Genomic DNA, 25,544 nt, shown 5'->3' on the forward strand with positions numbered 1-25,544 from the left:
GCGGCGAGCCGTAACGACGAGTGGAGCTGATGTGAGCACCAGTATTGATTCGTTCGGCGCCAAGGGGACGCTGCAGGTCGGAGAGAACTCGTACGAGATCTTCCGCCTGTCGTCGGTCCCCGGCACCGAGAAACTCCCCTATTCCCTCAAGGTCCTCGCCGAGAACCTGCTGCGCACCGAAGACGGCGCGAACATCACCGCCGACCACATCCGCGCGATCGCGGGCTGGGATCCGTCGGCCGAGCCGAGCGTCGAGATCCAGTTCACGCCCGCCCGCGTGATCATGCAGGACTTCACCGGCGTGCCCTGCATCGTCGACCTCGCGACGATGCGTGAGGCCGTCACCGCGCTCGGTGGCGACCCGAACAAGGTCAACCCGCTCTCCCCCGCCGACATGGTCATCGACCACTCGGTCATCCTCGACGTCTTCGGCCAGGCCGATGCGCTCGAGCGCAACGTCGATCTCGAATACGAGCGCAACGGCGAGCGTTACCAGTTCCTGCGTTGGGGTCAGGGCGCATTCGACGACTTCAAGGTCGTCCCCCCGGGAATGGGCATCGTCCACCAGGTCAACATCGAGTACCTGGCACCGACCGTCATGTCCCGTAACGGACAGGCCTACCCCGACACATGCGTGGGCACCGACTCGCACACCACCATGGTCAACGGCCTCGGCGTGCTCGGCTGGGGCGTCGGCGGCATCGAGGCCGAAGCAGCAATGCTCGGCCAGCCGGTCTCCATGCTCATCCCCCGCGTCGTCGGCTTCAAACTCTCCGGCGAGATCAAGCCCGGAGTCACCGCAACCGACGTCGTGCTGACCGCCACCGAGATGCTGCGCAAGCACGGCGTCGTCGGCAAGTTCGTCGAGTTCTACGGCAAGGGTGTCGCCGAGGTTCCGCTCGCGAACCGCGCGACCCTGGGCAACATGAGCCCCGAATTCGGTTCCACCGCAGCGATCTTCCCGATCGACAGCGAAACGATCGAATACCTGCGCCTGACCGGCCGCAGCGACGAGCAGCTCGCGCTCGTCGAGGCATACGCCAAGGAACAGGGTCTGTGGCACAACCCCGACGAAGAGCCCGTCTTCTCCGAGTACATCGAGCTCGATCTGGGAACGGTTGTTCCTTCGATCGCAGGCCCGAAGCGCCCGCAGGACCGGATCCTGTTGTCGGATTCCAAAACGGCGTTCCGCAAGGACATCCACAACTACGTGGAGGAGCAGCTTCCAGCCGAGCACACCCAGCTCGACGAGGCCGTCGAAGAGTCCTTCCCCGCTTCCGATCCGGCTGCACTGTCCTTCGCTGACGACGGAGCCGTCGACGTTCTGTCTGCAGCCAACGGTGCAGAAGGTCGCCCGAGCAAGCCTGTGGTCGTCAAGTCCGACGCCGGCGAGTTCGTACTCGATCACGGCGCCGTCGTCGTTGCCGGCATCACGTCCTGCACCAACACGTCCAACCCGTCGGTCATGCTCGGTGCCGCACTTCTCGCACGCAATGCTGTCGAGAAGGGCCTGACCACCAAGCCGTGGGTCAAGACCAATATGGCTCCCGGTTCGCAGGTCGTCACCGACTACTACGAGAAGGCCGGCCTGTGGCCGTACCTCGAGAAGCTCGGTTACTACCTCGGCGGTTACGGATGCACCACCTGCATCGGCAACACCGGACCGCTCCCCGAGGCCGTGTCCAAGGCCATCAACGACAACGACCTGTCGGTCACCGCGGTGCTGTCGGGTAACCGCAACTTCGAGGGCCGTATCTCCCCCGACGTCAAGATGAACTACCTGGCTTCCCCGCCGCTCGTGATCGCCTACGGTCTTGCCGGAACCATGGACTTCGACTTCGAAACCGACTCGCTCGGCAACGACACCGACGGCAACCCGGTTTTCCTGAAGGACATCTGGCCGTCCACCCAGGAAATCGAAGAGACCATCAAGACGGCGATCAGCCAGGACATGTTCCGCAAGTCCTACGCCACGATCTTCGCCGGCGACAGCCGCTGGCAGAATCTCTCGACCCCCGAAGGTGACACCTTCGAGTGGGACCAGAACTCGACCTACGTCCGCAAGGCCCCGTACTTCGACGGCATGGAGATGGATCCGGCTCCGGTCACCGACATCTCGGGTGCTCGCGTCCTTGCGCTGCTCGGCGATTCGGTCACCACCGACCACATCAGCCCGGCAGGCCCGATCAAGCCCGGCACTCCGGCCGCCCAGTACCTGGACGCCAACGGTGTCGAGCGCAAGGACTACAACTCCCTGGGCTCGCGTCGCGGTAACCACGAGGTGATGATTCGCGGTACGTTTGCGAACATCCGGCTGCGCAACCAGCTGCTCGACGACGTCTCCGGTGGCTACACCCGCGACTTCACGCAGGAAGGCGCGCCGCAGGCGTTCATCTACGACGCGTCGCAGAACTACCAGGCTGCCGGCATCCCGCTGGTCGTCCTGGGCGGCAAGGAGTACGGCTCGGGTTCGTCGCGTGACTGGGCTGCCAAGGGCACCAGCCTGCTCGGCGTCAAGGCTGTCATCACCGAGTCCTTCGAGCGCATCCACCGCTCGAACCTGATCGGTATGGGCGTTGTGCCGCTGCAGTTCCCGAAGGGCGAGTCGGCGGGATCGCTCGGCCTGACCGGCACCGAGGTCTTCGACATCTCGGGGATCGCCGAGCTCAACAACGGCGTCACTCCGAAGACCGTGAAGGTCACCGCCACCAAGGAGAACGGCGAGAAGGTCGAGTTCGACGCGGTCGTCCGTATCGATACGCCCGGTGAAGCCGACTACTACCGCAACGGCGGAATCCTGCAGTACGTGCTGCGGAACATGATCCGTAGCTGATCGGATTCGTGACCGCCACGGTCACTCCGGTGCAACAGCGGCGGGCTCGGGACACCACTCGTCTCGGGCCCGCCGTGCCACCGCCGGCCGTCCAGTTCCCGCCATGGTCCGATTCCGGAAGGATGTGGGTAGTGCCCAAGGTCAGTGAGGATCACCTCGCCGCGCGGCGCAGCCAGATCCTCGACGGTGCACGCCGCTGCTTCGCCGACTTCGGTTACGACGGAGCGACCGTACGACGCCTCGAGATCGCCACCGGCCTCTCTCGCGGCGCGATTTTCCATCATTTCAAAGACAAGGACGGGCTGTTCCTCGCACTCGCGCAGGAAGACGCCAAACGCATGGCGGACGTCGCCAGCAACGAGGGCCTCGTCCAGGTCATGCGCGACATGCTTTCCACACCCGAGCAGTTCAATTGGCTCGGCACACGACTCGAAATCACGCGCAGACTTCGCACCGATCCCGAGTTCGCGAGGGCCTGGACCCAGCATTCGGCCGAATTGACCGAGGCCACCGTCGGCCGTCTCGAACGACAGCGTGAGGCCGGGAAGCTCCGCGACGATGTGCCGACCGAAGTACTCGTCGCATATCTCGATCTGGTCCTCGACGGGCTCATCTCCCGGCTCGCGTCCGGCCACGCGGAAGACGAACTCGGCCGAGTACTCGACCTCGTCGAAGAATCGGTCCGCCGACGCGACTGACCGCGCTCAGTACCGAGCGCCACGCACGATTCTCAGCTGGCACCGTTGCTCGCGGGCGCAGCACGCCGTCGGTTCGGGCCGCCTCGACCTCGTAGGCGCACTTGCGACTCCACCAGCACGTTGTGCACGAAGCCATAGGATCGCCCGGTTTCCTGCGCCAGCGTCCGAATACTCGCGCCCGCTTCGTAGCGTCGCTTGAGCTCGGCCTGTAAGCGGTCTCTGGACTCACCGGTCACTCTGGCTCCCTTCGCGTACGAAGGCTGCCCAGTGTCAGGATTTCGCGCCATCGAATCCTCCCGTCGCCTCGCCGAAGGTCCCAGCACCCAGGCTAGATCACGCAGGCAGCGCCCGGAGCGGATCGCGCAACGCCGACCGGATCGATGGCGGAAACCATGGGCCGGGTGCACATGCCCCGGCCCCGGGTGTCACGCCAGCTGGATCAATTCGAGGTAATCCTGCGACCAATGGTCTTCGGTTCCGTCCGGCAGCATGATCACGCGTTCGGGATTCAGCGCCTCGGCAGCTCCCGGATCGTGCGTGACCAGAACCACAGCGCCCTCGTAACTCCGCAACGCATCGAGCACCTGCTCGCGCGAGATCGGATCGAGGTTGTTGGTCGGTTCGTCGAGCAGTAGCACATTCGCCGCGGACGACACCAGACCCGCGAGTGCCAGACGGGTCTTCTCACCACCGGACAAGGTTCCTGCCGGCTGATCGAGCTGCGGTCCGGTGAACATGAACGCACCGAGCAGGCCGCGCAAGTCCTGTTCGCCTGCGTCGGGTGCGGCGTGCCGGATGTTCTCCCACACCGACGCACCATCGTCGATCGTGTCGTGTTCCTGCGCGAAGTAGCCGACCTTCATGCCGTGACCGGGCACGAGCTCGCCGAGATCGGGGGTTTCGACACCCGCCAGCAGACGCAGCAGCGTCGTCTTACCGGCACCGTTGAGTCCGAGGATCACAACGCGGCTGCCCCGGTCGATGGCCAGGTCGACGCCGGTGAAGATCTCGAGGGATCCGTACACCTTGGTCAGTTCCTTCGCCATCAGCGGTGTCTTGCCGCAGGCCGCAGGCGTGGGGAAACGAATCTTGGCGACCCGGTCGGCCACTCGCACATCATCGAGGTCGCCCAGCAGCTTCTCGGCACGCTTGGCCATGTTCTGCGCCGCGGTGGCTTTCGTCGCCTTGGCACCGAGCTTCGCGGCCTGCTTCTGCAGGGCGGAGGCCTTCTTCTCCGCATTCGCGCGTTCACGACGACGGCGCGCCTCGTCGGTCGCGCGGGCGTCGAGGTACTTCTTCCACCCCATGTTGTAGATGTCGGCCTCGCCGCGCACGGCATCGAGAAACCACACCTTGTTGACCACATCGGCGAGAAGGTCCACGTCGTGACTGATGACCACGAGGCCACCCTCGTGGTTCTGCAGGAAACCACGCAGCCACGTGATCGAGTCGGCGTCGAGGTGGTTGGTGGGTTCGTCGAGAAGCAGTGTGGTGTCCGACTTGCCACCGGATCCGTCGGATGCAGCGAACAGGATCCGGGCCAGTTCGACACGACGACGCTGACCACCCGACAGGGTGTTCAGTGCCTGACCGAGGACACGGTCGGGCAGGCCGAGGCTGTGGCAGATCCGGGCGGCCTCGGACTCTGCGACATACCCGCCGAGCGTCGAGAACCGCTCCTCGAGCGACCCGTACTTGCGCACGGCGCGATCTCGGACCTTGTCGTCGACGGCTTCGGCCATCAATGCCTGCTGCTTCTCCATGCTGCGGAGGATCTCGTCGAGACCTCGCGCGGAGAGAACCCGGTCTTTGGCGAGGACCTCGAGGTTGCCTTCCTTCGGGTCCTGCGGCAGGTACCCGAGGTCACCGGAGCGGATCACCGTGCCCGCGTACGGCTCGCTCTCCCCCGCGAAGATGCGCAGCGTCGTGGTCTTCCCCGCGCCGTTGCGCCCGACCAGCCCGATCCGGTCACCCGCCTGGATACGCAGCGCTGACCCCTGTGAAGAGAGCAGCGTCCGCGCGCCGGCGCGGACTTCCAGGTCGGTGGCGGTGATCACGCGTGAAGCTCCTCGATGGGTAAGAGTGTGTGGGTCATGATGCCGGACAGGCGGCGCACGAACCATTGATTTTACCGCGCCACGAGCTATTTCACGAGGTGAGATGCACTACGTCGGGGTGCGAACGGTTTAGTGTGATGACCATGATCACCGCAAGGACTGCATGACTGCCGTTCGGACCGCGGACGTGCTGGTCGCCGGCCTTGGGCCCTCCGGGCGCGCGCTGGCGGCCCGCTGCGCCCACGCCGGCCTGTCGGTGCGCGCCGTCGATCCGTCACCGCATCGGGTGTGGACCGCCACATACGGCGCATGGGCAGACGAATTACCGTCGTGGCTGCCCGAGAACGTCCTCGCGGCCCGGGTCGAATCCCCGGGCGTATGGACCACCCGCCCCCATGTCCTCGACCGCCCCTATGTCGTGCTCGACACCGCGGCGCTCCAGCGGTCGCTGTCGCTCGAGTCCGTGGCAGTGACACAGGCCCGGGTCCGCTCCCTCGCGCCCGGCGAGGTGATCCTCGACGACGGTCAACGGCTGCGGGCCACACACGTCTTCGACGCCCGCGGTGTGCCGGTCACATCCAAGTCCGCGCAGCAGACGGCTTTCGGTGTGGTGACCGACGCGGAGACTGCCGCCGCGGCCCTGGAGGGCCGCTCTGCATGGTTCATGGATTGGCGGCGGGACAACGGCACCGCCGAGACGGACACACCGTCGTTCCTGTATGCCGTGCCCTTGGATGACGAGCGAGTACTTCTCGAAGAAACGTGCCTGGTGGGACGGCCTGCGCTCCCCCTCGCCGAACTTCAACACAGGCTCGGGGTACGACTGTCCACCCGTGGCGTCGCAGTGCCTGCGACCGCCCCCGTCGAGCGGGTTCGGTTCTCGGTCGACGGGGGTCCACGGCGACACGACGGTGTACTCGGATTCGGCGCCTGTGGAGGTTTGATGCACCCGGCGACCGGCTATGCGGTCGCCGCCGCGCTCACCGCCGCGGATCCGCTGGCGGCGGCGATCCGATCGGGTTCTGATCCGTACCGGCTCCTGTGGCCGAGATCTGCACGCACGGTCGCGGCGATACGGAACGTCGGGCTGCGGGTACTGCTCGGTGGGCTGCGCCCGGCCGAGGTCCCCGAGTTCTTCGCCGCGTTCTTCGACCTGCCCATCGACCGGCAACGTGCCTATCTGTCACGCCGAACCGACGTCGTGGGCACCCTCGACGGGATGCGCCGGTTGTTCGGCGCCGTTCCGTCCGGTGTGCGGGGGTCGATCCTGCGGGGTATCCGGTGAAGCCCAGCAATCCGGGCTCACGTCGATCATGATGGAACCATGCGATCGATCTGGAAGGGTGCAATCGCGTTCGGGCTCGTGAACGTGCCCGTGAAGGTGTACTCGGCCACGGAAAGCCACGACATCAGGTTCCATCAGGTCCACGCCGCCGACGGCGGCCGGATCAAATACCAGCGTGTATGCAGCGAATGCGGTGAGATCGTCCCGTTCCAGGACATCGACAAGGCCTACGAATCCGACGAGGGTGTGCGCGTCGTGCTCACCGACGAGGATTTCGAGAAGCTGCCCGCTGCCGAGAAACATGAGATCCCGGTGCTGCAGTTCGTACCCACCGAGCAGATCGATCCGATTCTGTTCGAGAAGTCGTACTACCTCGAGCCGGATTCTGCATCGCCGAAGGCTTATGCGCTGCTCGCTGCGACCCTCGAGCGCAGCGACCGCACGGCACTCGTACATTTCACGTTGCGGCAGCGCACCCGACTTGCCGCATTGCGAACCGCCGACGGGGTGCTCGTCCTGCAGGCCCTGTTGTGGCCGGACGAGGTACGCGCCGCCGAATTCGGCGCTCTCGACGATGCGGCGCCTCCGACCGACAAGGAACTCGCGATGGCCGAGACCCTCGTCGAGTCGATGTCCGAGGACTTCGACCCCGCCGAATTCACCGACGAGTATCAGATGGAGCTACGCGCGCTGCTCGACGACGCGATCGAACGCGGCGGCGAGAAGGTCTTCCAGGTCGCCGAGACGTCGAGCGACGGAGAGGACGCCGAGGTGCTCGATCTGGTGGCGGCGCTCCAGCGCAGCGTCAAGGCTTCGGGCAGGAAACAGGACGACAGCGACGCGAAGTCGCCAGCGAAGTCGAGTGGGCGGAAGACCCCGACGAAAGCAGCAGCGAAGAAGACCGCCACCAAGAAGACTGCTACGAAGAAGAGTCCGGTCTCCAAGAGCACCGCGAAGAAAACTGAGGCGCGCAAACGCGCGTAGGACGACCGACCTCCGGGTCCGATGCCGGATCAGCCGTCGTGATCCTCGATCGAGTCTCCGAGACGACCGAGAAGTTCGCTCAGGCGACGGATGTCCGTGGTGTCCCAGTCCGACAATCGAGCGCGCCACTGCTCGGTCTGTACCGACTCCAGTTCGTTCAACCGGTCCCGGCACGACGGGGTCAGAGCCAGCAGACGAGCGCGCGCATCGTTCGGGTCGGGTGTCCGCTCGACCAGACCCAACCGGACCGTGCTGTCGATTCGACGGGTGAGAGTCGATTTCTCGATGCCGAGGTCGGCATGAAGATCGGCCATCGCCACGGCGTCGGCGCGACGCAGCATCATCAGCATCGGATAACACACCGGATCGAGCTTGGGATGCACGGCCAGCGCGCGCTCGCGGATCAAACCGCGGACCCGACGCCACAGGACGACCAACCCCTGCTCGAGCCCCGGAACGGGATCGAGCTCAGAGACCGAATCGACGGCCGCCGCCGGCGCTGAGGCCGGCGGCGGATCCGCCGATTCGGAGGTGTCTGCTCTGGTCACACCGTGAAACCGAGGGCGCGCAACTGTTCGCGCCCGTCGTCGGTGATCTTGTCGGGGCCCCATGGGGGCATCCACACCCAGTTGATGCGCAGTTCGTTGCACAGGCCACTGCGCACCATGGCGCCACGGGCCTGATCTTCGATCACATCGGTGAGCGGGCATGCGGCCGAGGTCAGCGTCATATCGACCGTGACGGCCTCGTCGGATTCGGAAATTCCGTAGACGAGCCCGAGATCGACGACGTTGATACCGAGTTCGGGGTCGACCACATCACGCATTGCTTCCTCGAGCTCGTCGAGGCGCACGGGGTCCAACGGTGGTGCCGCGTCGGCCACCAAGGCCGTAGTGGCCTCGTCGGTGGTCTGCTCGGTGTCGCCGACAGTGGTGTCGGGGGCGGGTTCGGTCATCTTTTCTGTCCTCCGCTCGAAACGGTTTCGTCGTCGCGGGTGCTGTCGGCGATCTGCACGACCGCATCCTTGAACGCCATCCAGCCCAGCAGCGCGCACTTGACCCGCGCCGGGTATTTGGAGACCCCGACGAAGGCGATGCCGTCGCCGAGCACATCTTCGTCGCCCTCGATGGCGCCGCGGCTGCCGACCATCTCCGCGAAGCTCGCGACCGTGGCCAGTGCCTCCTCGACGGGCATGCCGATCACCTGGTCGGTGAGGACCGAGGTCGAGGCCTGACTGATCGAGCAGCCCTGGCCGTCGTAGGACACGTCGGCGACGATGCCCTCGTCGATGTGTACTCGCAGCGTCACCTCGTCTCCGCAGGTGGGATTGACGTGGTGCACTTCTGCGCCGTAGGGATCGCGCAGTCCCCGGTGATGGGGGCGCTTGTAGTGGTCCAGGATGACTTCCTGGTACATCTGTTCCATCCGCATCAGCCACGCACCCCGAAGAAGTCCTGTGCACGGCGGATCGCGGCGCCGAGCGCAGCCACCTCGTCGAGCGTGTTGTACACCGCGAACGAAGCGCGAGCGGTGGCGGCGACCCCGAAGCGACGATGCAACGGCCACGCGCAGTGGTGCCCCACACGAATCTCCACACCCTCGTCGTCGAGGATCTGCCCGAGATCGTGAGCATGGATCCCGTCGACGACGAACGACACCGCGCCACCACGTTGTTCCGAGGTGGTCGGGCCGATGATGCGCAGCCCGTCGATGCCGCCGAGTTCGGTCAGCGCAGCGGCGGTCAGCTCGTGTTCGTGCGCGGCGACGGCGTCCATGCCGATGTCCTGCAGATAACGCACCGCGGCACCGAGACCGACGGCCTGCGACGACATCGGCGAGCCGGCCTCGAATCGTTGCGGCGGTGCCGCGAACGAGGAGGACTCCATGGTCACGGTCTCGATCATCGATCCGCCCGTGATGAACGGCGGCACCTCCGCGAGAAGTGCACGCCGCCCGTACAAGACACCGACGCCCGACGGACCGAACATCTTGTGTCCGGAGAACGCGGCGAAGTCGACACCGAGTTCCCGGAAGTCCACCGCCATGTGCGGAACCGACTGGCATGCGTCGAGAACCACCAGCGCTCCGACCGCCTTGGCACGACGGACGATCTCTTCGACCGGAGCGATCGCACCGGTGACGTTGGACTGATGGGTGAACGCGACCACCTTGACCGCGTCGGTGAGCTCGAGCGAATCGAGGTCGATGCGGCCGTCGTCGGTGACCGAGTACCAGCGCAGGGTGGCCCCTGTGCGCTGGGCCAGTTCCTGCCACGGCACCAGATTGGCGTGGTGTTCGAGCTCGGTGATGACGATCTCGTCGCCGGGGCCGAGCCGGTGCGCGAACCGGGAGTCGGCGAATGCGTAGGTGACGAGGTTGAGCGACTCGGTGGCGTTCTTGGTGAACACGACCTCGTCGGCGTCGACTCCGACGAACGAGGCGATGACGGCGCGTGCGCCTTCGTACGCGTCGGTCGCTTCCTCGGACAACGCGTGAGCGCCGCGGTGTACCGCGGCATTACACGTGAAGAGGAAGTCGCGTTCGGCGTCGAGCACCTGCACGGGGCGCTGCGAGGTCGCCCCCGAATCGAGATAGACCAGCGGTTTGTCGTCGCGCACCGTGCGCGCGAGGATCGGGAAGTCCTCCCGTATCCGGGTGACGTCGAACGTCCGCACCGGCACCGTCATGCAGTCACGCTCCCTGGGTGTCTGCCGTCGCTACAGCAGCGGCGAAGCGCTCGTAGCCGTTCGCTTCGAGTTCGTCGGCGAGCTCCGGGCCACCGGACTCCACGATGCGGCCACCGACGAACACATGCACATGCTCCGGCTTGATGTACCGCAGGATACGCGTGTAGTGGGTGATCAGCAGGACGCCGCCTTGCTCGCGTTCCCGATAGCTGTTGACACCGTCGGACACGACACGCAACGCGTCGACGTCGAGTCCCGAGTCGGTCTCGTCGAGGATCGCGATCCGCGGCTTGAGGATCCCGAGCTGCAGGATCTCGTGGCGCTTCTTCTCGCCACCGGAGAATCCCTCGTTGACGCTGCGCTCACCGAAGGCGGGGTCGATGTCGAGTTCGTTCATCGCCTCCTTGACCTCCTTGACCCAGTGGCGCAGCTTGGGGGCTTCACCGCGGGCGGCGGTGGCGGCGGTGCGCAGGAAGTTCGACATCGACACACCCGGCACCTCGACGGGATACTGCATGGCGAGGAACAGTCCGGCGCGGGCCCGCTCGTCGACGCTCATCTCGAGGACGTTCTCACCGTTGAGGGTGATCGAGCCCGAGGTGACCTCGTACTTGGGGTGTCCCGCGATCGCGTACGACAGCGTGGACTTGCCGGAGCCGTTCGGGCCCATGATCGCGTGCGTCTCACCGGAGCGGACTGTGAGGTTCACGCCCTTGAGGATGTCGATCGGCTCGGCATTCGTGTCGGTCTGCGCGACACGCGCGTGCAGGTCTGTGATCTCGAGGACGTTCTGGGGGCTGGACATCGGTTTACTGATTCCTTCGAAAGTCGATGGGAGTAACGGCGGGTGGCGTGTCAGACGCCGACCGCAGCGAGTTCGGCTTCGACCGCGGCCTCGAGGCGCTCACGCACCTCGGGCACAGTGATCTTCTCGAGCAGTTCATGGAAGAAACCACGCACGACGAGCCGTCGGGCCTGATCCTCCGGAATACCGCGGGCACGCAGGTAGAACAGCTGCTCGTCGTCGAAGCGGCCGGTCGCGGAGGCGTGGCCGGCACCGACGATCTCGCCGGTCTCGATCTCGAGGTTCGGCACCGAGTCGGCGCGCGCACCGTCGGTGAGCACGAGATTGCGGTTGAGTTCGAAGGTGTCGGTGCCCTCGGCCTCGGCGCGGATGAGGACGTCGCCGATCCACACGGTACGGGCGTCGGGCTTACCCGAATCGGGATCGCCCTGGAGCGCACCCTTGTACACCACGTTCGACTTGCAGTGCGGCTGCGAGTGGTCGACCAGCAGTCGCTGTTCGAGGTGCTGTCCCGCGTCGGCGAAGTACAGGCCGAGAAGTTCGGCGTCGCCACCGGGGCCGTCGTACTTGGTCGTGGCCGAGACGCGCACCAGGTCGCCACCGAGTCCGACGGTGAAGTGCCGCAGCACCGCGTCGCGCCCGAGGCGGGCATGGTGGGCGGCGACGTGCACGGCATCGTCGGCCCAGTCCTGGATTGCGACGATCCGCAGTTGCGCGCTGTCGCCGAGGACGAATTCGACGTTCTCCGCGTAGGTCCCGCTGCCCTTCTGATCGAGCACGACGGTGACCTGCGCGAACGGCGCGAGCCTGACCTGCAGGTGCCCGAAGGCCACGTGGCCCTCGCCCGGGCCGGTCGCGGTGATGATGACGGGTTCGGCGACCTCGACCTCGCGGCCGACGGTGATGACGGTGGCCGTCTCGAACGACGAATATGCCTGCGCGGCGACCCGGTCGAACGGCACGCCACCCTGCCCGAGGCGGGTGTCGTCGCGGCCGACGGTCTCGATCTGCACGCCCTCGACGTCACCGATCTCGATGGTGGCGTTGCCGTCGGCGACGGCGGTGCCGTCGTGCAGTCCACGCAGTCGGCGCAGCGGAGTGAATCGCCACGCTTCGTCGCGGCCGCCGGGGATCTCGAAGGCGTTGACGTCGAACGACGTGAACACCTCTCCCTTGTTCGCGGCAGGCACCGCCTGCGTGTTCACGGCGGGTGTGCGGTTCTCGGCACGGACGGCGTCCTGGACGCCGTTACGGGCAGCCGGCTCGCCGGCGGTACCGACTGCCGACTCGCCGGCAGTACCGACTGCCGGCTCGCCGGCGGTGGGAATGTTCTTCGCTTCCGCAGTCATTTAGCCGACTGCCCCTTCCATCTGCAGTTCGATGAGCCGATTGAGCTCGAGTGCGTATTCCATCGGCAGTTCCTTGGCGATGGGCTCGACGAAGCCGCGCACGATCATCGCCATCGCCTCGTCTTCGTTCAGACCGCGACTCATCAGGTAGAACAGTTGATCGTCGCTGACCTTGGAGACGGTGGCCTCGTGGCCCATCGTCACGTCGTCCTCGCGGATATCGACGTACGGGTAGGTGTCGGAGCGGCTGATCTGGTCGACGAGCAGCGCATCGCACTTGACGGTCGACTTCGAGCCGTAGGCGCCCTTGTTGATCTGCACGAGACCGCGGTAAGAGGCACGTCCGCCTGCCCGGGCGACGGACTTCGACACGATCGTCGAGGAGGTGTGCGGCGCCAGATGCAGCATCTTCGCGCCGGTGTCCTGGTGCTGACCCTCGCCTGCGAACGCAACCGAGAGCACCTCACCGCGAGCGTATTCGCCCATCATCCACACGGCCGGGTACTTCATCGTCACCTTGGAACCGATGTTGCCGTCGATCCACTCCATCGAGCCACCCGCCTCGACCTTGGTGCGCTTGGTCACCAGGTTGTAGACGTTGTTGGACCAGTTCTGGATCGTCGTGTAACGGCAGTGGCCGCCCTTCTTGACGATGATCTCCACGACCGCGGAGTGCAGCGAATCCGACTTGTAGATCGGCGCCGTGCAACCCTCGACGTAGTGCACGGATGCGCCTTCGTCGACGATGATCAGCGTGCGCTCGAATTGGCCCATGTTCTCGGTGTTGATCCGGAAGTAGGCCTGCAACGGGATGTCGACGTGGACACCGGGCGGGACGTAGATGAACGAGCCACCGGACCACACCGAGGTGTTCAGTGCGGAGAACTTGTTGTCGCCCGCCGGGATCACCGTGCCGAAGTACTCGCGGAACAGCTCGGGGTGCTCACGCAGACCCGAGTCGGTGTCGAGGAAGATCACGCCCTCGGCCTCGAGGTCCTCGCGGATCTGGTGGTACACCACCTCGGACTCGTACTGGGCGGCGACACCCGAGACGAGACGCTGCTTCTCCGCTTCCGGGATCCCCAGCTTGTCGTAGGTGTTCTTGATGTCGTCGGGCAGGTCGTCCCAGCTTGCCGCCTGCTTCTCCGTGGAACGCACGAAGTACTTGATGTTGTCGAAGTCGATCCCGTCGAGCGTCGAACCCCACATCGGCATCGGCTTCTTTTCGAAGGTACGCAGCGCCTTGAGGCGGATATCGAGCATCCACTGGGGCTCGCTCTTCTTCGAGGAGATGTCGCGCACGACAGCCTCGGACAGGCCGCGCTGTGCCACCGCGCCGGCCGCGTCGGAGTCCGACCAGCCGTATTCGTAGTGGCCGAGAGACTCGATGGCCTCTTCCTGCGTCAGCGGTGTACCGGCGCCGGACGTCTGGTCCGATGTGACGGTCATACGGGCTCCTTCCGGAGTGGGGTGGTTGTCGGCGCGGGCTGTACCGACGGACGAACTTCGGGCTGTTCAGTAATTCGACAATCTGGAGGTACTCGGTGGGTCACGGGCTCGGCGGCTCCTTCACCGGGAGGACCGGCACATGGGTGGTGCAGAACGCGTCGCCGTTGGCAATCGTCGCGAGACGCTGCACGTGGCTGCCGAGCAACTCCACGAAGGCGTCCTGTTCTGCCTCACACAGTTCGGGGAACTCTTCGGCGACGTGGGAGACCGGGCAGTGGTGCTGACAGAGCTGCACGCCGGTACCGACCCGCCGGGTCGACGCCGCGAATCCCGCCGCGCTGAACGCGTCGGCGATCTCGTTGGCGACCGCGTCGATCTCGTCGTCGGATTCGACGGGTCGAACGCCACCGAGGATGGATTGGACGCGGCGGCGCGCGAAGTCTTCGATTGCCGCGGATCCGCCGAGTTCCCGTAGGTGGCGCATCGCAGCCCCGGCGAGATCGTCGTACGAGTGTCCGAGTCGGGCGCGACCGACGGAGGTGAGCTGGAAGCGCCGGGCGGGCCGACCGCGGCCGCGAGCCTTCGCGCGCAGCGGCACGACGGACTGGGCCTCGCCCGATTCGATGAGGGCATCGAGGTGCCGTCGTACCCCCGCCGCACTCAGACCGAGCCGCTCTCCGATGTCGGTTGCGGTGATCGGTCCGTTCTCGACAAGCAGCTGCACTACCGCGGCGCGAGTCTGACCTTCTTGGTGCTCACGTCCGGTCGACGGGTGCGCAGAACCCGCGACAGGCACATGACCTGCGCGTTCTGCATGCTCCACGAGTTCCGACGGGCTTTTCACAACACCAGTGTGACGGAATTCAGGACGCCGGTCCACCAAGGGTGCCCTTCCTCACCGCCGGAATAAACCTGGCACCGGACGCGTCCGGGCAGGTGCCTGCGCGCCCGTTACGCTTCCTGAGTGCCGTCGACTCCACCCGAACCAGACCCGCCCTCGGATCACTCCGCCGGCGTAACCGGTATCGGTACCCGCGCGCTCACGCTCGCTCGGCGCGCTCTCGGCCTCGACGGCCGCGGCGCCCGACCCGACGTGGCAGCCGTCCTGCACGGCGACGAACCCGAAGGTCGCGGTCTCGACACCACCGAGACGGTCCAACTGCACCGGATCCGGCTGTTCGGCGCGACCGGCGCAGTCCTCATGGCCGTCGGCGCACTCGGCGCCGGTGCACAACCCGTGCTGCAGAATCCTGTGCAGGGTGTCCGTGCGCTCGGACTCGCCGCTCGGATGCCCAGCGCCGCGCTGACCCTGACAATGACGGGAACCGTGCTCGTCGTCCTCGCCTGGCTACTGCTCGGGCGTTTCGCGATCGGACGCCGCGACCCCGGCGGACAACCGCGCAGACTGACCCGGTCGCAGCTCGACCGCACCCTGCTGTTGTGGATCCTTCCGCTGGTCGTCGCACCGCCGATGTTCAGCAAGGACGTGTACTCCTACCTCGCACAGAGCGAGATCGCTGCACGCGGCATGGACCCGTACGGCATCGGCCCCGCCGGTGCGCTCGGCGTCGATCACGTCCTGACCCGCACGGTGCCGAACATCTGGCGCGACACCTCCGCACCGTACGGACCCGCCTTCATCTGGCTCGGCGAGAAGGTCGCCTTCCTCACCGGCGAGAACATCGTCGCCGGCATCTTCGTGCACCGACTGCTCGCCCTGCTCGGCGTCGCGCTGATCGTGTGGGCCCTGCCCCGTCTCGCCCGGCGGTGCGGCGTGGCCTCGGTGAGCGCACTGTGGCTCGGCGCAGCGAACCCGCTGCTTCTGTTCCACCTGGTGGCGGGCATCCACAACGAGGCATTGATGCTCGGCCTCATGCTCGCCGGTGTCGAACTGGCGCTGCGCGGGGTCTACAGCGACACCGCCCGCACGCCGCGGTGGCAGGTCGTCGCCTGGCTTGTGGCAGGCACGTCCGTGATCGCGGTGTCGTCGATGATCAAGGTGCCGTCGCTGCTCGCCCTCGGCTTCGTCGGCATGGCCCTCGCGCGAAAGTGGGGTGGCTCACTGCGGTCGGTGCTCGCGGCGGCTGCGGCGCTCGGCGTCGTCGCGGTGGCGGTGATCGCCTTGATCAGCTGGGGCAGCGGCCTCGGACTGGGCTGGACCAACACCTTGGGGACTGCCACCGAGGTGCGCAGCTGGATGTCGATCCCGACCCTGCTCGGCGTGGGCACCGGGCTGGCCGGAGTCCTGCTCGGCCTCGGCGACCACACGACCGCGGTGTTGTCGGTCACACGGCCCATCGCCGCACTGGTGGCAGCGTTCATCGCCCTGCGCATGCTGCTGGCCGTCCTGACCGGGAGATTGCATCCCGTCGGCGCGCTGGGTGTCTCCCTCGGCGCGATCGTGCTGCTGTTCCCTGTGGTCCAACCGTGGTATCTGCTGTGGGCGGTGATTCCCTTGGCGGCGTGGGCGACCCGGCCGATCTTCCGCGTCCCGACGATCGTGTTCTCGTCGGTGGTCAGCGTGATCCTGATGCCCAACGGGGGCGAATACCAACCGTTCATCATCGTGCAGGCCGCGATCGCCACGATCGTGACCGCAGGTTTGCTGATCGTCGCGACCCGCACTCTGCTGCCGTGGCGCGGCGAGGAACACCCACCAGCGCGCCCCACAGAAGCCGCGGACGCCTACGCTGGAAACCCGTGACCTCGAAATCCGCCGCGGGTGCGGCTCCCTCTGTGCGCCTGGACGGCGTTGTCAAGAAATTCGGGGGTGTGACCGCGGTCGACGGACTCGATCTGACGGTCGAACCCGCCCAGGTACTTGCGCTGCTCGGCCCCAACGGCGCAGGCAAGACCACCACGGTGGAGATGTGCGAGGGGTTCGTCACCCCCGATGCAGGCACCGTCCGCATCCTCGGACTCGACCCGATCACCCAGTCCGACCTCTTGCGGCCGCGGATCGGGGTCATGCTGCAGGGCGGCGGCGCCTACCCGGGATCCAAGGCCGGGGAAATGCTCGATCTGGTGGCGGCGTACTCCGCCGATCCACTCGATCCGGATTGGCTGCTGCAGCGCCTCGGCCTCGAGGACTCCCGCCGCACCCCGTACCGCCGGCTCTCCGGCGGGCAGCAACAGCGCCTCACGTTGGCGTGCGCGCTCGTCGGCCGCCCCGAACTGGTGTTCCTCGACGAACCCACCGCGGGGCTGGACGCGCAGGCCCGGCTGCTGGTGTGGGAACTGATCGACGCCCTGCGCCGCGACGGTGTCAGCGTGCTGCTCACCACCCACCTGATGAACGAGGCCGAAGAACTCGCCGACGAGATCGTCATCATCGATCACGGCAAGGTCGTCGCCTCGGGTACTCCCGAGGAGGTCACCCGGATCGGCGCCGAAGGTCAGCTGTGGCTGTCGGCGCCACCCGACCTCGACATCACCACATTGCGGACTGCTCTACCGGATCCCTATCGGGTGCGCGAAGCCCTGCCCGGTCGCTATCTCGTCGAAGGCGATATCGAGCCGTTCGTGGTCGCCGCGGCGGCCACGTGGTGCGCCGATCAAGGTGCGCTCGCCACGGAGATCCGCGTCGATCAGCGCAGCCTCGAGGACGTGTTCCTCGAGCTCACCGGACGGGAATTGAGAGGATGAGCGTGACGCCCCGCGACCGTCTGGTCGACAACCGCTTCGCCCCCGGCACCTTCACACCGGACCCGCGACCCAATGCTCCCGCGAAGATGCTCGCGGCGCAGACCCGCATGGAACTGACGCTGCTGCTGCGCAATGGTGAACAGCTCCTGCTGACCATGTTCATCCCGATCACCCTGCTGGTCGGATTGACGCTGCTGCCCATCGGCGACCTCGGTGAGGCCCGCGTCGACAGCGTCCTGCCCGCGGTGATGATGGTCGCGGTGATGTCCACCGCCTTCACCGGGCAAGCGATCGCTGTCGGATTCGACCGCAGATACGGTGCACTGAAAAGGATCGGCGCGACCGCCCTTCCGAAATGGGGCATCATCGCAGGTAAGAGCGCTGCGGTCGGAATCGTAGTGGTGATGCAATCAATTCTCTTGGGTGCGATCGGTCTCTCGCTCGGCTGGCGACCGACCCTGCTCGGTCTCCTCATCGGCGCGGTGGGTATCGCGTTGGGGACGGTGATGTTCGCGACCCTCGGGCTGCTGCTCGGCGGCACGATGCGCGCCGAGATCGTCCTGGCGCTCGCGAACATCGTCTGGTTCGTACTGCTGGGTATCGGCAGTGTCGTGCTCCTCGACGACGTGCTTCCCGAGGCGCTCGTGCACGTCGTGCGGTTGGTGCCGTCGGGAGCATTGACCCTGGCCCTCGATACCGCGATCGCAGGCGGGGTCGACTGGCTGTCGCTCCTGGTGATGACGGTGTGGGCATTGATCGGCGGCGCGGCCGCGGCTCGCTGGTTCCGCTTCACTTGAGATCCACCACGAACACCCAACTACAGCCCGTAGTGGACGGGGTCGTACCATCGTGACCGTGCTGTATCGCGGCTATCTGAGTCTTGTCGACCGTCTTCCCATGCCGTCCCTGCGGACGCAGCGGATCATCGCGTTCCTGTCGATCGTGGTGCAGGGCGGCATCGCCGTCACCGGTTCGGTGGTGCGTGTGACCGCGTCCGGGCTCGGGTGCCCCACGTGGCCGCAGTGCTTCCCCGGGTCCATGGTGCCGGTCGGGGTGTCCAGCGGGGTGAGCACACTGCATCAAGTCGTCGAGTTCGGCAACCGCTTGCTCACCTTCGTCGTGGTGCTCGTGGCAGCCGCGATCGTGCTCGCCGTGACCCGGGCACGGCGCCGCCCCGAGGTGATCGGCTGGGCATGGCTGATGCCGGCGGGCACGGTGTTGCAGGCGATCATCGGCGGGATCACCGTCCTCACCGGCCTGCTGTGGTGGACCGTCGCGATCCACCTGCTGGTGTCGATGCTCATGGTCTGGCTCGCCACGGTGCTCTTCGCGAAAGTCAGCGAACCCGATGACGGGGTCGTGGTGCAGACACTCCCCCAGCCGCTGCGATGGCTCACCGCACTCTCCGGCCTCGCACTCGCCGGAGTCATGATCGTCGGCACCATGGTCACCGGCGCGGGCCCGCACGCCGGCGACAAGAGTGTCGAAAGGCCGGTACCGCGCCTGGACATCGACATCACCACCCTCGTGCATCTGCACGCCGAGCTGCTCATTGCCTACCTGGCACTGCTCGTCGGACTCACCTTCGCCGTGTATGCCGTGCGCACCACCGACGCCGTCAAACTGCGCCTCAAGGTCGTACTTGCCCTCGTCGTGGCACAGTCCTTCATCGGTCTCGTGCAGTTCTGGACGGATGTCCCTGCCGTACTCGTGGTGTTCCACGTCGCCGGAGCGGGCCTGTGCACCGCAGCCACCGCTGCCGTCTGGGCTGCAGGCCGGATCCGCACCACCTCTCCCGACCGCGAGCCCGTCGCGGCCTGAGCCGCCGCCGCTGATACGACTTCGGCCGCCCGAGGGATCTCGGGCGGCCGAAGTGTTGCGCTAGGGAATGTGGTCAGCGTTCGTTACGTGCCTTCGGGAAGCGCGTCTGGGTAGCGACCCAGCCTGCCATCCTCTTCCAGTGCCCCTTCGCCGGTGTGGCGATACTGGTGACCTCGCGCTCCCACTCGGAGACGGTGACGTTGGGCAGCGCTTCGACCACTGCGCGTGCGGTCGGCAGGTCGGCGACCACACGATCACCGAGCACACCGTCCTCGGCCACGACGGTGATCCGTACACCGACGTACCCGACGGGCTGGATGACCGCCTTGGCGGTCTCGCCGTGCTCGGCGACGAAGCTGCGGAGGGACGAGACGATGTCGGCAGGTGCCGACGCGGTCTGGGTTTCGACGCTCATGACTGCAGAATACTGTGGCGGTATGCGCGCAATCCAAGTGGCACACCATGGCGGTCCGGAAGTCCTCGTCGGGGTCGAACTGCCCGACCCCGAACCCGGCCCCGGCGACCTGCTGGTCCGTACCGACGCCATCGGCGTCAACTTCATCGACACCTACTTCCGCACCGGTCTGTACGGCACGGATCTACCGTACGTCCCGGGCTCCGAAGGCACCGGGACGGTGGTGGCCGTCGGTTCGGAGGTCGACGACGTCACCGTCGGACAACGTGTCGCGTGGTGTACGGCGCCGGGCTCGTACGCCGAACTGGTCAGCGTCCCGGCGACCGTGGCCGTGCCCGTCCCGGATGCGGTTCCCGCCGAGCGGGCCGCGTCGGTGCTGCTGCAGGGAATGACCGCGCACTACCTGATCGAATCGACCTGTCCTGCTCAGCCGGGAGACACCGTCCTCGTGCATGCGGGGGCGGGTGGCGTCGGACTGCTCCTCACCCAGCTCGCCGTCGCCAAGGGCGTCCGCGTGATCACCACGGTGTCGACGGACGAAAAGGAGACCCTGTCGCGGGAGGCAGGTGCCGCCGAGGTCCTGCGGTACGACGACGACCTCGCCGAGCAGGTCCGGGCCCTCACGGACGGCCACGGGGTCGCCGCCGTGTACGACGGGGTCGGGGCTACGACCTTCGAGGCGTCGCTGGCGTCGCTGCGAATTCGCGGCACTCTCGCCCTGTTCGGGGCCGCGAGCGGTCCGGTGCCTCCGTTCGATCTGCAGCGACTCAATCCGGCCGGATCCTTGTTCGTCACCCGTCCCACGCTGGCACACCACATCTTGACCCGCGAGGAGCTGCTGTGGCGCTCCGGCGACGTGTTCGCTGCGATCGCTGCGGGAACGCTGAAGATCCGGGTCGGCGCGACCTATCCGCTCGCCGACGCAGCCCGGGCGCACACCGATCTCGAGTCGCGGCGCACCACCGGATCGATCGTGCTACTCCCGTAAAACAGCTTCCCGCGACGATGTCTGCTTCCCGCGGCGGTTACGACCAGCGCGGGAAGCAAGAATCGTCGCGGGAAGGGTGTCAGAAGTACGACGCGATGGTGGACAGGTCCAGCACCGAATCCACGGCCAGACCGAGGCACACGACAGCGAGGTAGTTGTTGGACTGCAGGAAGAGCTTGAGCGGCTTGACCGCCGCGCCACCACGAACGCTGTAATAGAGCTGATGCGCGACGAACAGGAACCACGCCCCCGCCAGCACCGTGACCACCGCGTAGACGAGACCGGCCGCGGGCACGATGACCAGTGTCGCGAGGACCGTTGCCCACGTGTAGAACAGGATCTGCTTGGTGACGTGCTGTTCGGTGGCGATCACCGGAAGCATCGGCACCCCGGCCGCCTTGTAGTCCTCCTTGTAGCGCATCGCGAGCGCCCAGGTGTGCGGCGGAGTCCAGAAGAAGATGACCAGGAACAACACGATCGGTTCCCAGCTCAGCGACCCGGTGACCGCGGCCCAGCCCACCATCACCGGCATGCATCCGGCAGCACCGCCCCACACGACGTTCTGCCACGTACGACGCTTGAGCACCATCGTGTAGACGAGCACGTAGAACGCGATGGTGATGACCACCAGCACACCGGCAAGAAGATTCGCGCGCCACCACAACCACAGGAACGACGCGGCGCCCAGCACGACACCGAACACGAGGGCGTTGCGAGTCGGGACTGCCTGACGCGCGAGCGGTCGCAGCGCCGTGCGTTTCATCACCTTGTCGATGTCGGCGTCGACGACACAGTTGAGTGCGTTAGCGCTCGCGGCACCCATCCAGCCACCGAACAGGGTGCTGAGGATCAGAACGATATCGACGCTGCCACGGTCGGCGAACAACATCGCGGGGATCGTCGCGACGAGCAGCAACTCGATCACACGCGGCTTGGTCAGCGCGATATAGGCGAGCACCCTGCCGGAAAACCGGCCCCACGCGGTGTCCGACCGGGGCGTGGCGGGAACTTCCGGGGCGCCCAAGCCGTGACCTCCCGGTCGCCGTCCTGCCCGCACACTGTCTCCTTGCACCACGCGACTACGCACCTTCGCTCGCCCGCTCACGGTCGCCCGATCATTCGGACGCGCCACTGTCACTACTACGAACGATGGTAGACCGCAGCTACCCGCGCACCGAATCGACCCGCTCACGACCGGGCATTACTCTGGAGGAGCGCGTGGGGCATTCACACCCGCCGGCACCCCGTACACCCATGTCAGGAGACTTCTGCTCGTGTCGATCACAGACGAGATCCGCACCCTTACCCAGCCGGCCCACCCCGCCGACTGGACCGACCTGGACACCAAGGCCGTCGACACCGCGCGCGTTCTCGCCGCGGACGCCGTCCAGAAGGTCGGCAACGGGCACCCCGGCACCGCGATGAGCCTGGCTCCGCTTGCCTACACGCTCTACCAGCGGGTGCTGCGACACGACCCGACCGACCCGACGTGGGTCGGCCGTGATCGCTTCGTGCTGTCCTGCGGGCATTCCAGCCTGACGCTGTACGTGCAGTTGTACCTGTCCGGGTACGGCCTCGAACTCGCCGACCTCGAGTCGCTGCGTACCTGGGGTTCACTCACGCCCGGCCATCCCGAGGTCGGCCACACCGCCGGTGTCGAGATGACCACCGGCCCGCTGGGCCAGGGCCTCGCCTCCGCTGTCGGCATGGCGATGGCTGCGCGCCGCGAACGCGGCCTGTTCGATCCCGAGGCCGCGCCGGGCGCGAGCCCGTTCGACCACTACATCTACGTGGTGGCCTCCGACGGCGACATCGAGGAGGGCGTCACCTCCGAGGCATCCTCGCTCGCCGGGGTGCAGGAACTCGGCAATCTGATCGTCTTCTACGACGACAACAAGATCTCCATCGAGCACGACACCGCGATCGCCCTCGGTGAGGACGTCTCCCAGCGCTACGAGGCATACGGCTGGCACGTGCAGACCGTCGAGGGCGGCGAGAACGTCTCCGCACTGCTCGAGGCCGTCGAGAAGGCCAAGGCCGTCACAGACCGTCCGTCGTTCATCTCGGTGCGCACCATCATCGGCTACCCCGCCCCGAACAAGATGAACAGCGGCGACGCGCACGGTGCCGCGCTCGGTGCCGACGAGGTCGCCGCGGTCAAGACCGCCCTCGGATTCGACCCCGAGAAGAACTTCGACGTCGCGCCCGAGGTGATCGAGCACACCCGCCGTGTGGTCGACCGTGGCGCAGAGGTCCGCACGACCTGGCAGGCCGATTTCGATGCGTGGGCCGAACGTGAGCCGCAGCGCAAGGAACTGTTCGATCGTCTGCACGACGGCCGCTTCCCCGCCGGCTGGATCGACGCACTGCCCACCTACGAGCCCACCGACAAGGGACCGGCCACGCGTGCCGCGTCGGGCAAGGCACTCGCGGCACTCGGCCCGATCCTGCCCGAACTGTGGGGCGGCTCCGCCGACCTCGCGGGCAGCAACAACACCACGATCTCCGGATCCGAGTCGTTCGGCCCGACGTCGATCTCGACGAAGGACTGGACAGCGCAGCCGTACGGCCGCACCCTGCATTTCGGCGTCCGCGAGCACGCCATGGGATCGATCCTCAACGGCATCGCGCTGCACGGCCCCACCCGCCCCTACGGCGGCACATTCCTCGTGTTCTCCGACTACATGCGCCCGGCCGTCCGTCTCGCTGCGCTGATGCAGACCCCGGCGATCTACGTGTGGACGCACGATTCGATCGGCCTCGGTGAGGACGGTCCGACCCACCAGCCGATCGAGCACCTCACCGCGCTGCGGGCCATCCCGAACCTTGCGGTGATCCGCCCCGCCGACGCCAACGAAACCTCGTTCGCATGGAAGGCGGCGCTCGAGAACCGCACCGGCCCCACCGCACTGGCCCTGACCCGCCAGAACGTGCCGGTACTCGAGGGCACCCGCGAGAAGGCCGCCGAGGGCGTCGCCCGCGGCGCGTACGTCCTCGTCGAGGCATCCACCGGCACCCCCGAGGTCGTGCTGCTCGCCACCGGTTCCGAGGTCGAGCTCGCCGTCTCCGCACGCGACACGCTCGAGGCAGACGGTGTCCCGACACGGGTCGTGTCGGTGCCGGTGCTCGAGTGGTTCTTCGAGCAGGATCAGGCCTACCGCGACGAGGTGCTGCCCCCGTCGGTCAAGGCCCGCGTCTCGGTCGAGGCAGGCCTGGCGATGCCCTGGTACCGGCTGCTCGGTGATGCCGGTGAGCCGGTCTCGATCGAACATTACGGCGCCTCCGCCGATTACAAGACTCTGTACCGCGAGTTCGGCATCACCGCCGAGGCCGTCGTCGACGCTGCCCGCCGCTCGCTGACCCGTGTGAAGGGATGACCTCGATGACTCAGCAGACTTCTACCCAGAACGAAACGCTTGCGCAGCTGTCCGCCGAAGGTGTGTCGGTGTGGCTCGACGACCTGTCGCGTGAGCGGATCGAGTCCGGCAACCTCGCCGAACTCGTCGCGACCCGCAGCATCGTCGGTGTGACGACGAACCCGTCGATCTTCCAGGCGGCGCTGTCGAAGGGCCACGCGTACGACGCGCAGATCCGCGAACTCGCGGCCTCGGGCGCCGACGTCGACGCCGCGATCCTCGCTGCCACCACCGACGACGTGCGCGCCGCGTGCGACGTGCTCGCCCCGGTCTTCGAGGCGTCGGGTGGTCTCGACGGCCGCGTGTCCATCGAGGTCGATCCGCGCCTGGCGCACAAGACCGACGAGACGGTCGAGCAGGCGCTCGAGCTGTGGAAGATCGTCGACCGCCCGAACCTGTTCATCAAGATCCCCGCGACGGTGGCGGGCCTGCCTGCCATCGCCCGGGTGATCGGTGAAGGCATCAGCGTGAACGTGACGCTGATCTTCTCGGTGGACCGCTACGAGCGCGTGATCGACGCCTACCTCGACGGCCTCACCGCAGCCAAGGCCGCCGGTCACGACCTGTCGCAGATCCGGTCGGTGGCATCCTTCTTCGTCTCGCGCGTCGACACCGAGATCGATCCGCGGCTCGAGGAGATCGGCACCGACGCCGCACTCGCCCTGCGCGGCAAGGCCGCGCTGGCCAACGCTCGCCTCGCCTACGCGGCGTACCGCGCGGCGTTCGAAGGTGGCGCGCGCTTCGCCTCGCTCGACGCCGCCGGTGCCCACCCGCAGCGGGCGCTGTGGGCGTCGACGGGTGTGAAGAACCCCGACTACCCCGACACCCTGTACGTCACGGAGTTGGTCGCACCGAACACGGTCAACACCATGCCGGAGAAGACGCTCGAGGCCGTCGCCGACCACGGTGAGATCACCGGCGACACCGTCACCGGCACTGTTGCGGCCGCCCAGCAGGTCTTCGATGCGCTCACCAAGATCGGTGTCGATCTGCCCGACGTCTTCCGCAAGCTCGAGGACGAGGGCGTCGAGAAGTTCGAGGTGTCGTGGAACGAGCTGCTGACGGCCACCTCCGAGCAGTTGACGGCCCACGCACCGGGCGCGGAGGGCTGA

Annotated in this window: 23 protein-coding genes; 11 read left to right on the forward strand and 12 right to left on the reverse strand. The window is 66.7% G+C overall.

From position 1 onward, the window contains the following. The first annotated feature begins 31 nt into the window (after positions 1-31). Positions 32-2,833, forward strand: a complete 2,802-nt coding sequence (acnA, locus tag ACFWB0_RS18635; protein ID WP_378491945.1) for an aconitate hydratase AcnA — start codon at positions 32-34, stop codon at positions 2,831-2,833. Between the two features lie 131 nt (positions 2,834-2,964). Next, entirely contained in the window at positions 2,965-3,531 is a 567-nt protein-coding gene (locus tag ACFWB0_RS18640) for a TetR/AcrR family transcriptional regulator (RefSeq protein ID WP_378491946.1), read from the forward strand. 32 nt (positions 3,532-3,563) lie between these two features. On the opposite strand, the gene ACFWB0_RS18645 is transcribed toward ACFWB0_RS18640, so the two are convergent. Together ACFWB0_RS18645 and ACFWB0_RS18650 are read right to left on the reverse strand one after the other, a co-directional pair. Beyond that, positions 3,564-3,818, reverse strand: a complete 255-nt coding sequence (locus ACFWB0_RS18645) for a helix-turn-helix domain-containing protein (RefSeq protein WP_378491947.1) — start codon at positions 3,816-3,818, stop codon at positions 3,564-3,566. A gap of 138 nt (positions 3,819-3,956) precedes the next feature. Beyond that, positions 3,957-5,588, reverse strand: a complete 1,632-nt coding sequence (locus tag ACFWB0_RS18650) for an ABC-F family ATP-binding cassette domain-containing protein (protein ID WP_378491948.1) — start codon at positions 5,586-5,588, stop codon at positions 3,957-3,959. Between the two features lie 163 nt (positions 5,589-5,751). Here ACFWB0_RS18650 and ACFWB0_RS18655 point away from each other — a divergent pair, with 163 nt between their 5' ends. Then, positions 5,752-6,873 (forward strand): lycopene cyclase family protein, encoded by a 1,122-nt coding sequence (locus ACFWB0_RS18655; RefSeq protein ID WP_378491949.1) that lies wholly within the window; start codon positions 5,752-5,754, stop codon positions 6,871-6,873. Positions 6,874-6,912: 39 nt separating this feature from the next. After that, on the forward strand, positions 6,913-7,857 hold the full coding sequence (locus ACFWB0_RS18660; protein WP_378491950.1) for a Ku protein: 945 nt from the start codon (positions 6,913-6,915) through the stop codon (positions 7,855-7,857). A 29-nt stretch (positions 7,858-7,886) separates the two neighbouring features. Here ACFWB0_RS18660 and ACFWB0_RS18665 read toward each other — a convergent pair whose 3' ends face one another. The 8 genes from ACFWB0_RS18665 to ACFWB0_RS18700 all read right to left on the reverse strand — a co-directional run bounded on the left by ACFWB0_RS18665 (position 7,887) and on the right by ACFWB0_RS18700 (position 14,991). Then, positions 7,887-8,405: a MarR family winged helix-turn-helix transcriptional regulator gene (locus ACFWB0_RS18665; protein WP_378491951.1), complete on the reverse strand. Its 519-nt coding sequence runs from the start codon at positions 8,403-8,405 to the stop codon at positions 7,887-7,889. After that, the gene (locus tag ACFWB0_RS18670; protein WP_378491952.1) at positions 8,402-8,812 is read right to left on the reverse strand and encodes a metal-sulfur cluster assembly factor; all 411 of its coding nucleotides are present in this window, start codon (positions 8,810-8,812) and stop codon (positions 8,402-8,404) included. The genes ACFWB0_RS18665 and ACFWB0_RS18670 overlap by 4 nt, the downstream gene beginning before the upstream one ends. Continuing rightward, complete coding sequence (gene sufU, locus ACFWB0_RS18675; RefSeq protein WP_378491953.1) at positions 8,809-9,288, reverse strand: Fe-S cluster assembly sulfur transfer protein SufU; 480 nt, start codon at positions 9,286-9,288, stop codon at positions 8,809-8,811. Before sufU ends, ACFWB0_RS18670 begins: the two co-directional genes overlap by 4 nt. After that, positions 9,288-10,544, reverse strand: a complete 1,257-nt coding sequence (locus ACFWB0_RS18680) for a cysteine desulfurase (RefSeq protein WP_378491954.1) — start codon at positions 10,542-10,544, stop codon at positions 9,288-9,290. Before ACFWB0_RS18680 ends, sufU begins: the two co-directional genes overlap by 1 nt. A gap of 4 nt (positions 10,545-10,548) precedes the next feature. Then, positions 10,549-11,349, reverse strand: a complete 801-nt coding sequence (sufC, locus tag ACFWB0_RS18685; protein ID WP_378491955.1) for a Fe-S cluster assembly ATPase SufC — start codon at positions 11,347-11,349, stop codon at positions 10,549-10,551. A gap of 50 nt (positions 11,350-11,399) precedes the next feature. Continuing rightward, positions 11,400-12,698, reverse strand: coding sequence for a Fe-S cluster assembly protein SufD (gene sufD, locus ACFWB0_RS18690; RefSeq protein ID WP_378491956.1), 1,299 nt, complete (start codon positions 12,696-12,698; stop codon positions 11,400-11,402). After that, a complete protein-coding gene (gene sufB, locus ACFWB0_RS18695; protein ID WP_378491957.1) occupies positions 12,699-14,147 on the reverse strand; it encodes a Fe-S cluster assembly protein SufB in 1,449 nt (482 codons plus the stop codon). Positions 14,148-14,247: 100 nt separating this feature from the next. Further along, complete coding sequence (locus ACFWB0_RS18700; RefSeq protein ID WP_378491958.1) at positions 14,248-14,991, reverse strand: helix-turn-helix transcriptional regulator; 744 nt, start codon at positions 14,989-14,991, stop codon at positions 14,248-14,250. A gap of 120 nt (positions 14,992-15,111) precedes the next feature. Here ACFWB0_RS18700 and mptB point away from each other — a divergent pair, with 120 nt between their 5' ends. The 4 genes from mptB to ACFWB0_RS18720 are packed head-to-tail and all read left to right on the forward strand — an operon-like array spanning position 15,112 to position 19,613. After that, entirely contained in the window at positions 15,112-16,851 is a 1,740-nt protein-coding gene (gene mptB, locus ACFWB0_RS18705; protein WP_378491959.1) for a polyprenol phosphomannose-dependent alpha 1,6 mannosyltransferase MptB, read from the forward strand. Further along, the gene (locus ACFWB0_RS18710; RefSeq protein WP_378491960.1) at positions 16,848-17,792 is read left to right on the forward strand and encodes an ABC transporter ATP-binding protein; all 945 of its coding nucleotides are present in this window, start codon (positions 16,848-16,850) and stop codon (positions 17,790-17,792) included. The genes mptB and ACFWB0_RS18710 overlap by 4 nt, the downstream gene beginning before the upstream one ends. Continuing rightward, positions 17,789-18,589, forward strand: coding sequence for an ABC transporter permease (locus ACFWB0_RS18715; RefSeq protein ID WP_378491961.1), 801 nt, complete (start codon positions 17,789-17,791; stop codon positions 18,587-18,589). Before ACFWB0_RS18710 ends, ACFWB0_RS18715 begins: the two co-directional genes overlap by 4 nt. A 58-nt stretch (positions 18,590-18,647) precedes the next feature. Further along, complete coding sequence (locus ACFWB0_RS18720) at positions 18,648-19,613, forward strand: heme A synthase (RefSeq protein WP_378491977.1); 966 nt, start codon at positions 18,648-18,650, stop codon at positions 19,611-19,613. Between the two features lie 73 nt (positions 19,614-19,686). On the opposite strand, the gene ACFWB0_RS18725 is transcribed toward ACFWB0_RS18720, so the two are convergent. Next, positions 19,687-20,028: a hypothetical protein gene (locus ACFWB0_RS18725; protein WP_378491962.1), complete on the reverse strand. Its 342-nt coding sequence runs from the start codon at positions 20,026-20,028 to the stop codon at positions 19,687-19,689. A gap of 22 nt (positions 20,029-20,050) precedes the next feature. Between ACFWB0_RS18725 and ACFWB0_RS18730 the strand changes: the two genes are divergently transcribed. Next, the gene (locus ACFWB0_RS18730; RefSeq protein ID WP_378491963.1) at positions 20,051-21,016 is read left to right on the forward strand and encodes a quinone oxidoreductase family protein; all 966 of its coding nucleotides are present in this window, start codon (positions 20,051-20,053) and stop codon (positions 21,014-21,016) included. 79 nt (positions 21,017-21,095) lie between these two features. On the opposite strand, the gene ACFWB0_RS18735 is transcribed toward ACFWB0_RS18730, so the two are convergent. Beyond that, positions 21,096-22,073, reverse strand: coding sequence for a heme o synthase (locus ACFWB0_RS18735; protein ID WP_378491964.1), 978 nt, complete (start codon positions 22,071-22,073; stop codon positions 21,096-21,098). Positions 22,074-22,290: 217 nt separating this feature from the next. Here ACFWB0_RS18735 and tkt point away from each other — a divergent pair, with 217 nt between their 5' ends. Further along, on the forward strand, positions 22,291-24,393 hold the full coding sequence (gene tkt, locus ACFWB0_RS18740; protein WP_378491965.1) for a transketolase: 2,103 nt from the start codon (positions 22,291-22,293) through the stop codon (positions 24,391-24,393). A gap of 5 nt (positions 24,394-24,398) precedes the next feature. After that, entirely contained in the window at positions 24,399-25,544 is a 1,146-nt protein-coding gene (gene tal / locus ACFWB0_RS18745; RefSeq protein ID WP_378491966.1) for a transaldolase, read from the forward strand.

The sequence above is a fragment of the Rhodococcus sp. NPDC060086 genome, from assembly GCF_042730275.1.
Taxonomy (GTDB): Bacteria; Actinomycetota; Actinomycetes; order Mycobacteriales; family Mycobacteriaceae; genus Rhodococcus.

What these genes read in the sequence shown, in the direction of transcription:
- ACFWB0_RS18680 (WP_378491954.1), bottom strand. Translation starts at nt 10,544, where the DNA reads ATGACGGTGCCGGTGCGGACGTTCGACGTCACCCGGATACGGGAGGAC.
- sufC (WP_378491955.1), bottom strand. Translation starts at nt 11,349, where the DNA reads ATGTCCAGCCCCCAGAACGTCCTCGAGATCACAGACCTGCACGCGCGT.
- ACFWB0_RS18715 (WP_378491961.1), top strand. Translation starts at nt 17,789, where the DNA reads ATGAGCGTGACGCCCCGCGACCGTCTGGTCGACAACCGCTTCGCCCCC.
- sufU (WP_378491953.1), bottom strand. Translation starts at nt 9,288, where the DNA reads ATGCGGATGGAACAGATGTACCAGGAAGTCATCCTGGACCACTACAAG.
- sufD (WP_378491956.1), bottom strand. Translation starts at nt 12,698, where the DNA reads ATGACTGCGGAAGCGAAGAACATTCCCACCGCCGGCGAGCCGGCAGTC.
- tal (WP_378491966.1), top strand. Translation starts at nt 24,399, where the DNA reads ATGACTCAGCAGACTTCTACCCAGAACGAAACGCTTGCGCAGCTGTCC.
- ACFWB0_RS18670 (WP_378491952.1), bottom strand. Translation starts at nt 8,812, where the DNA reads ATGACCGAACCCGCCCCCGACACCACTGTCGGCGACACCGAGCAGACC.
- ACFWB0_RS18660 (WP_378491950.1), top strand. Translation starts at nt 6,913, where the DNA reads ATGCGATCGATCTGGAAGGGTGCAATCGCGTTCGGGCTCGTGAACGTG.
- ACFWB0_RS18725 (WP_378491962.1), bottom strand. Translation starts at nt 20,028, where the DNA reads ATGAGCGTCGAAACCCAGACCGCGTCGGCACCTGCCGACATCGTCTCG.
- ACFWB0_RS18645 (WP_378491947.1), bottom strand. Translation starts at nt 3,818, where the DNA reads ATGGCGCGAAATCCTGACACTGGGCAGCCTTCGTACGCGAAGGGAGCC.
- ACFWB0_RS18730 (WP_378491963.1), top strand. Translation starts at nt 20,051, where the DNA reads ATGCGCGCAATCCAAGTGGCACACCATGGCGGTCCGGAAGTCCTCGTC.
- ACFWB0_RS18655 (WP_378491949.1), top strand. Translation starts at nt 5,752, where the DNA reads ATGACTGCCGTTCGGACCGCGGACGTGCTGGTCGCCGGCCTTGGGCCC.
- sufB (WP_378491957.1), bottom strand. Translation starts at nt 14,147, where the DNA reads ATGACCGTCACATCGGACCAGACGTCCGGCGCCGGTACACCGCTGACG.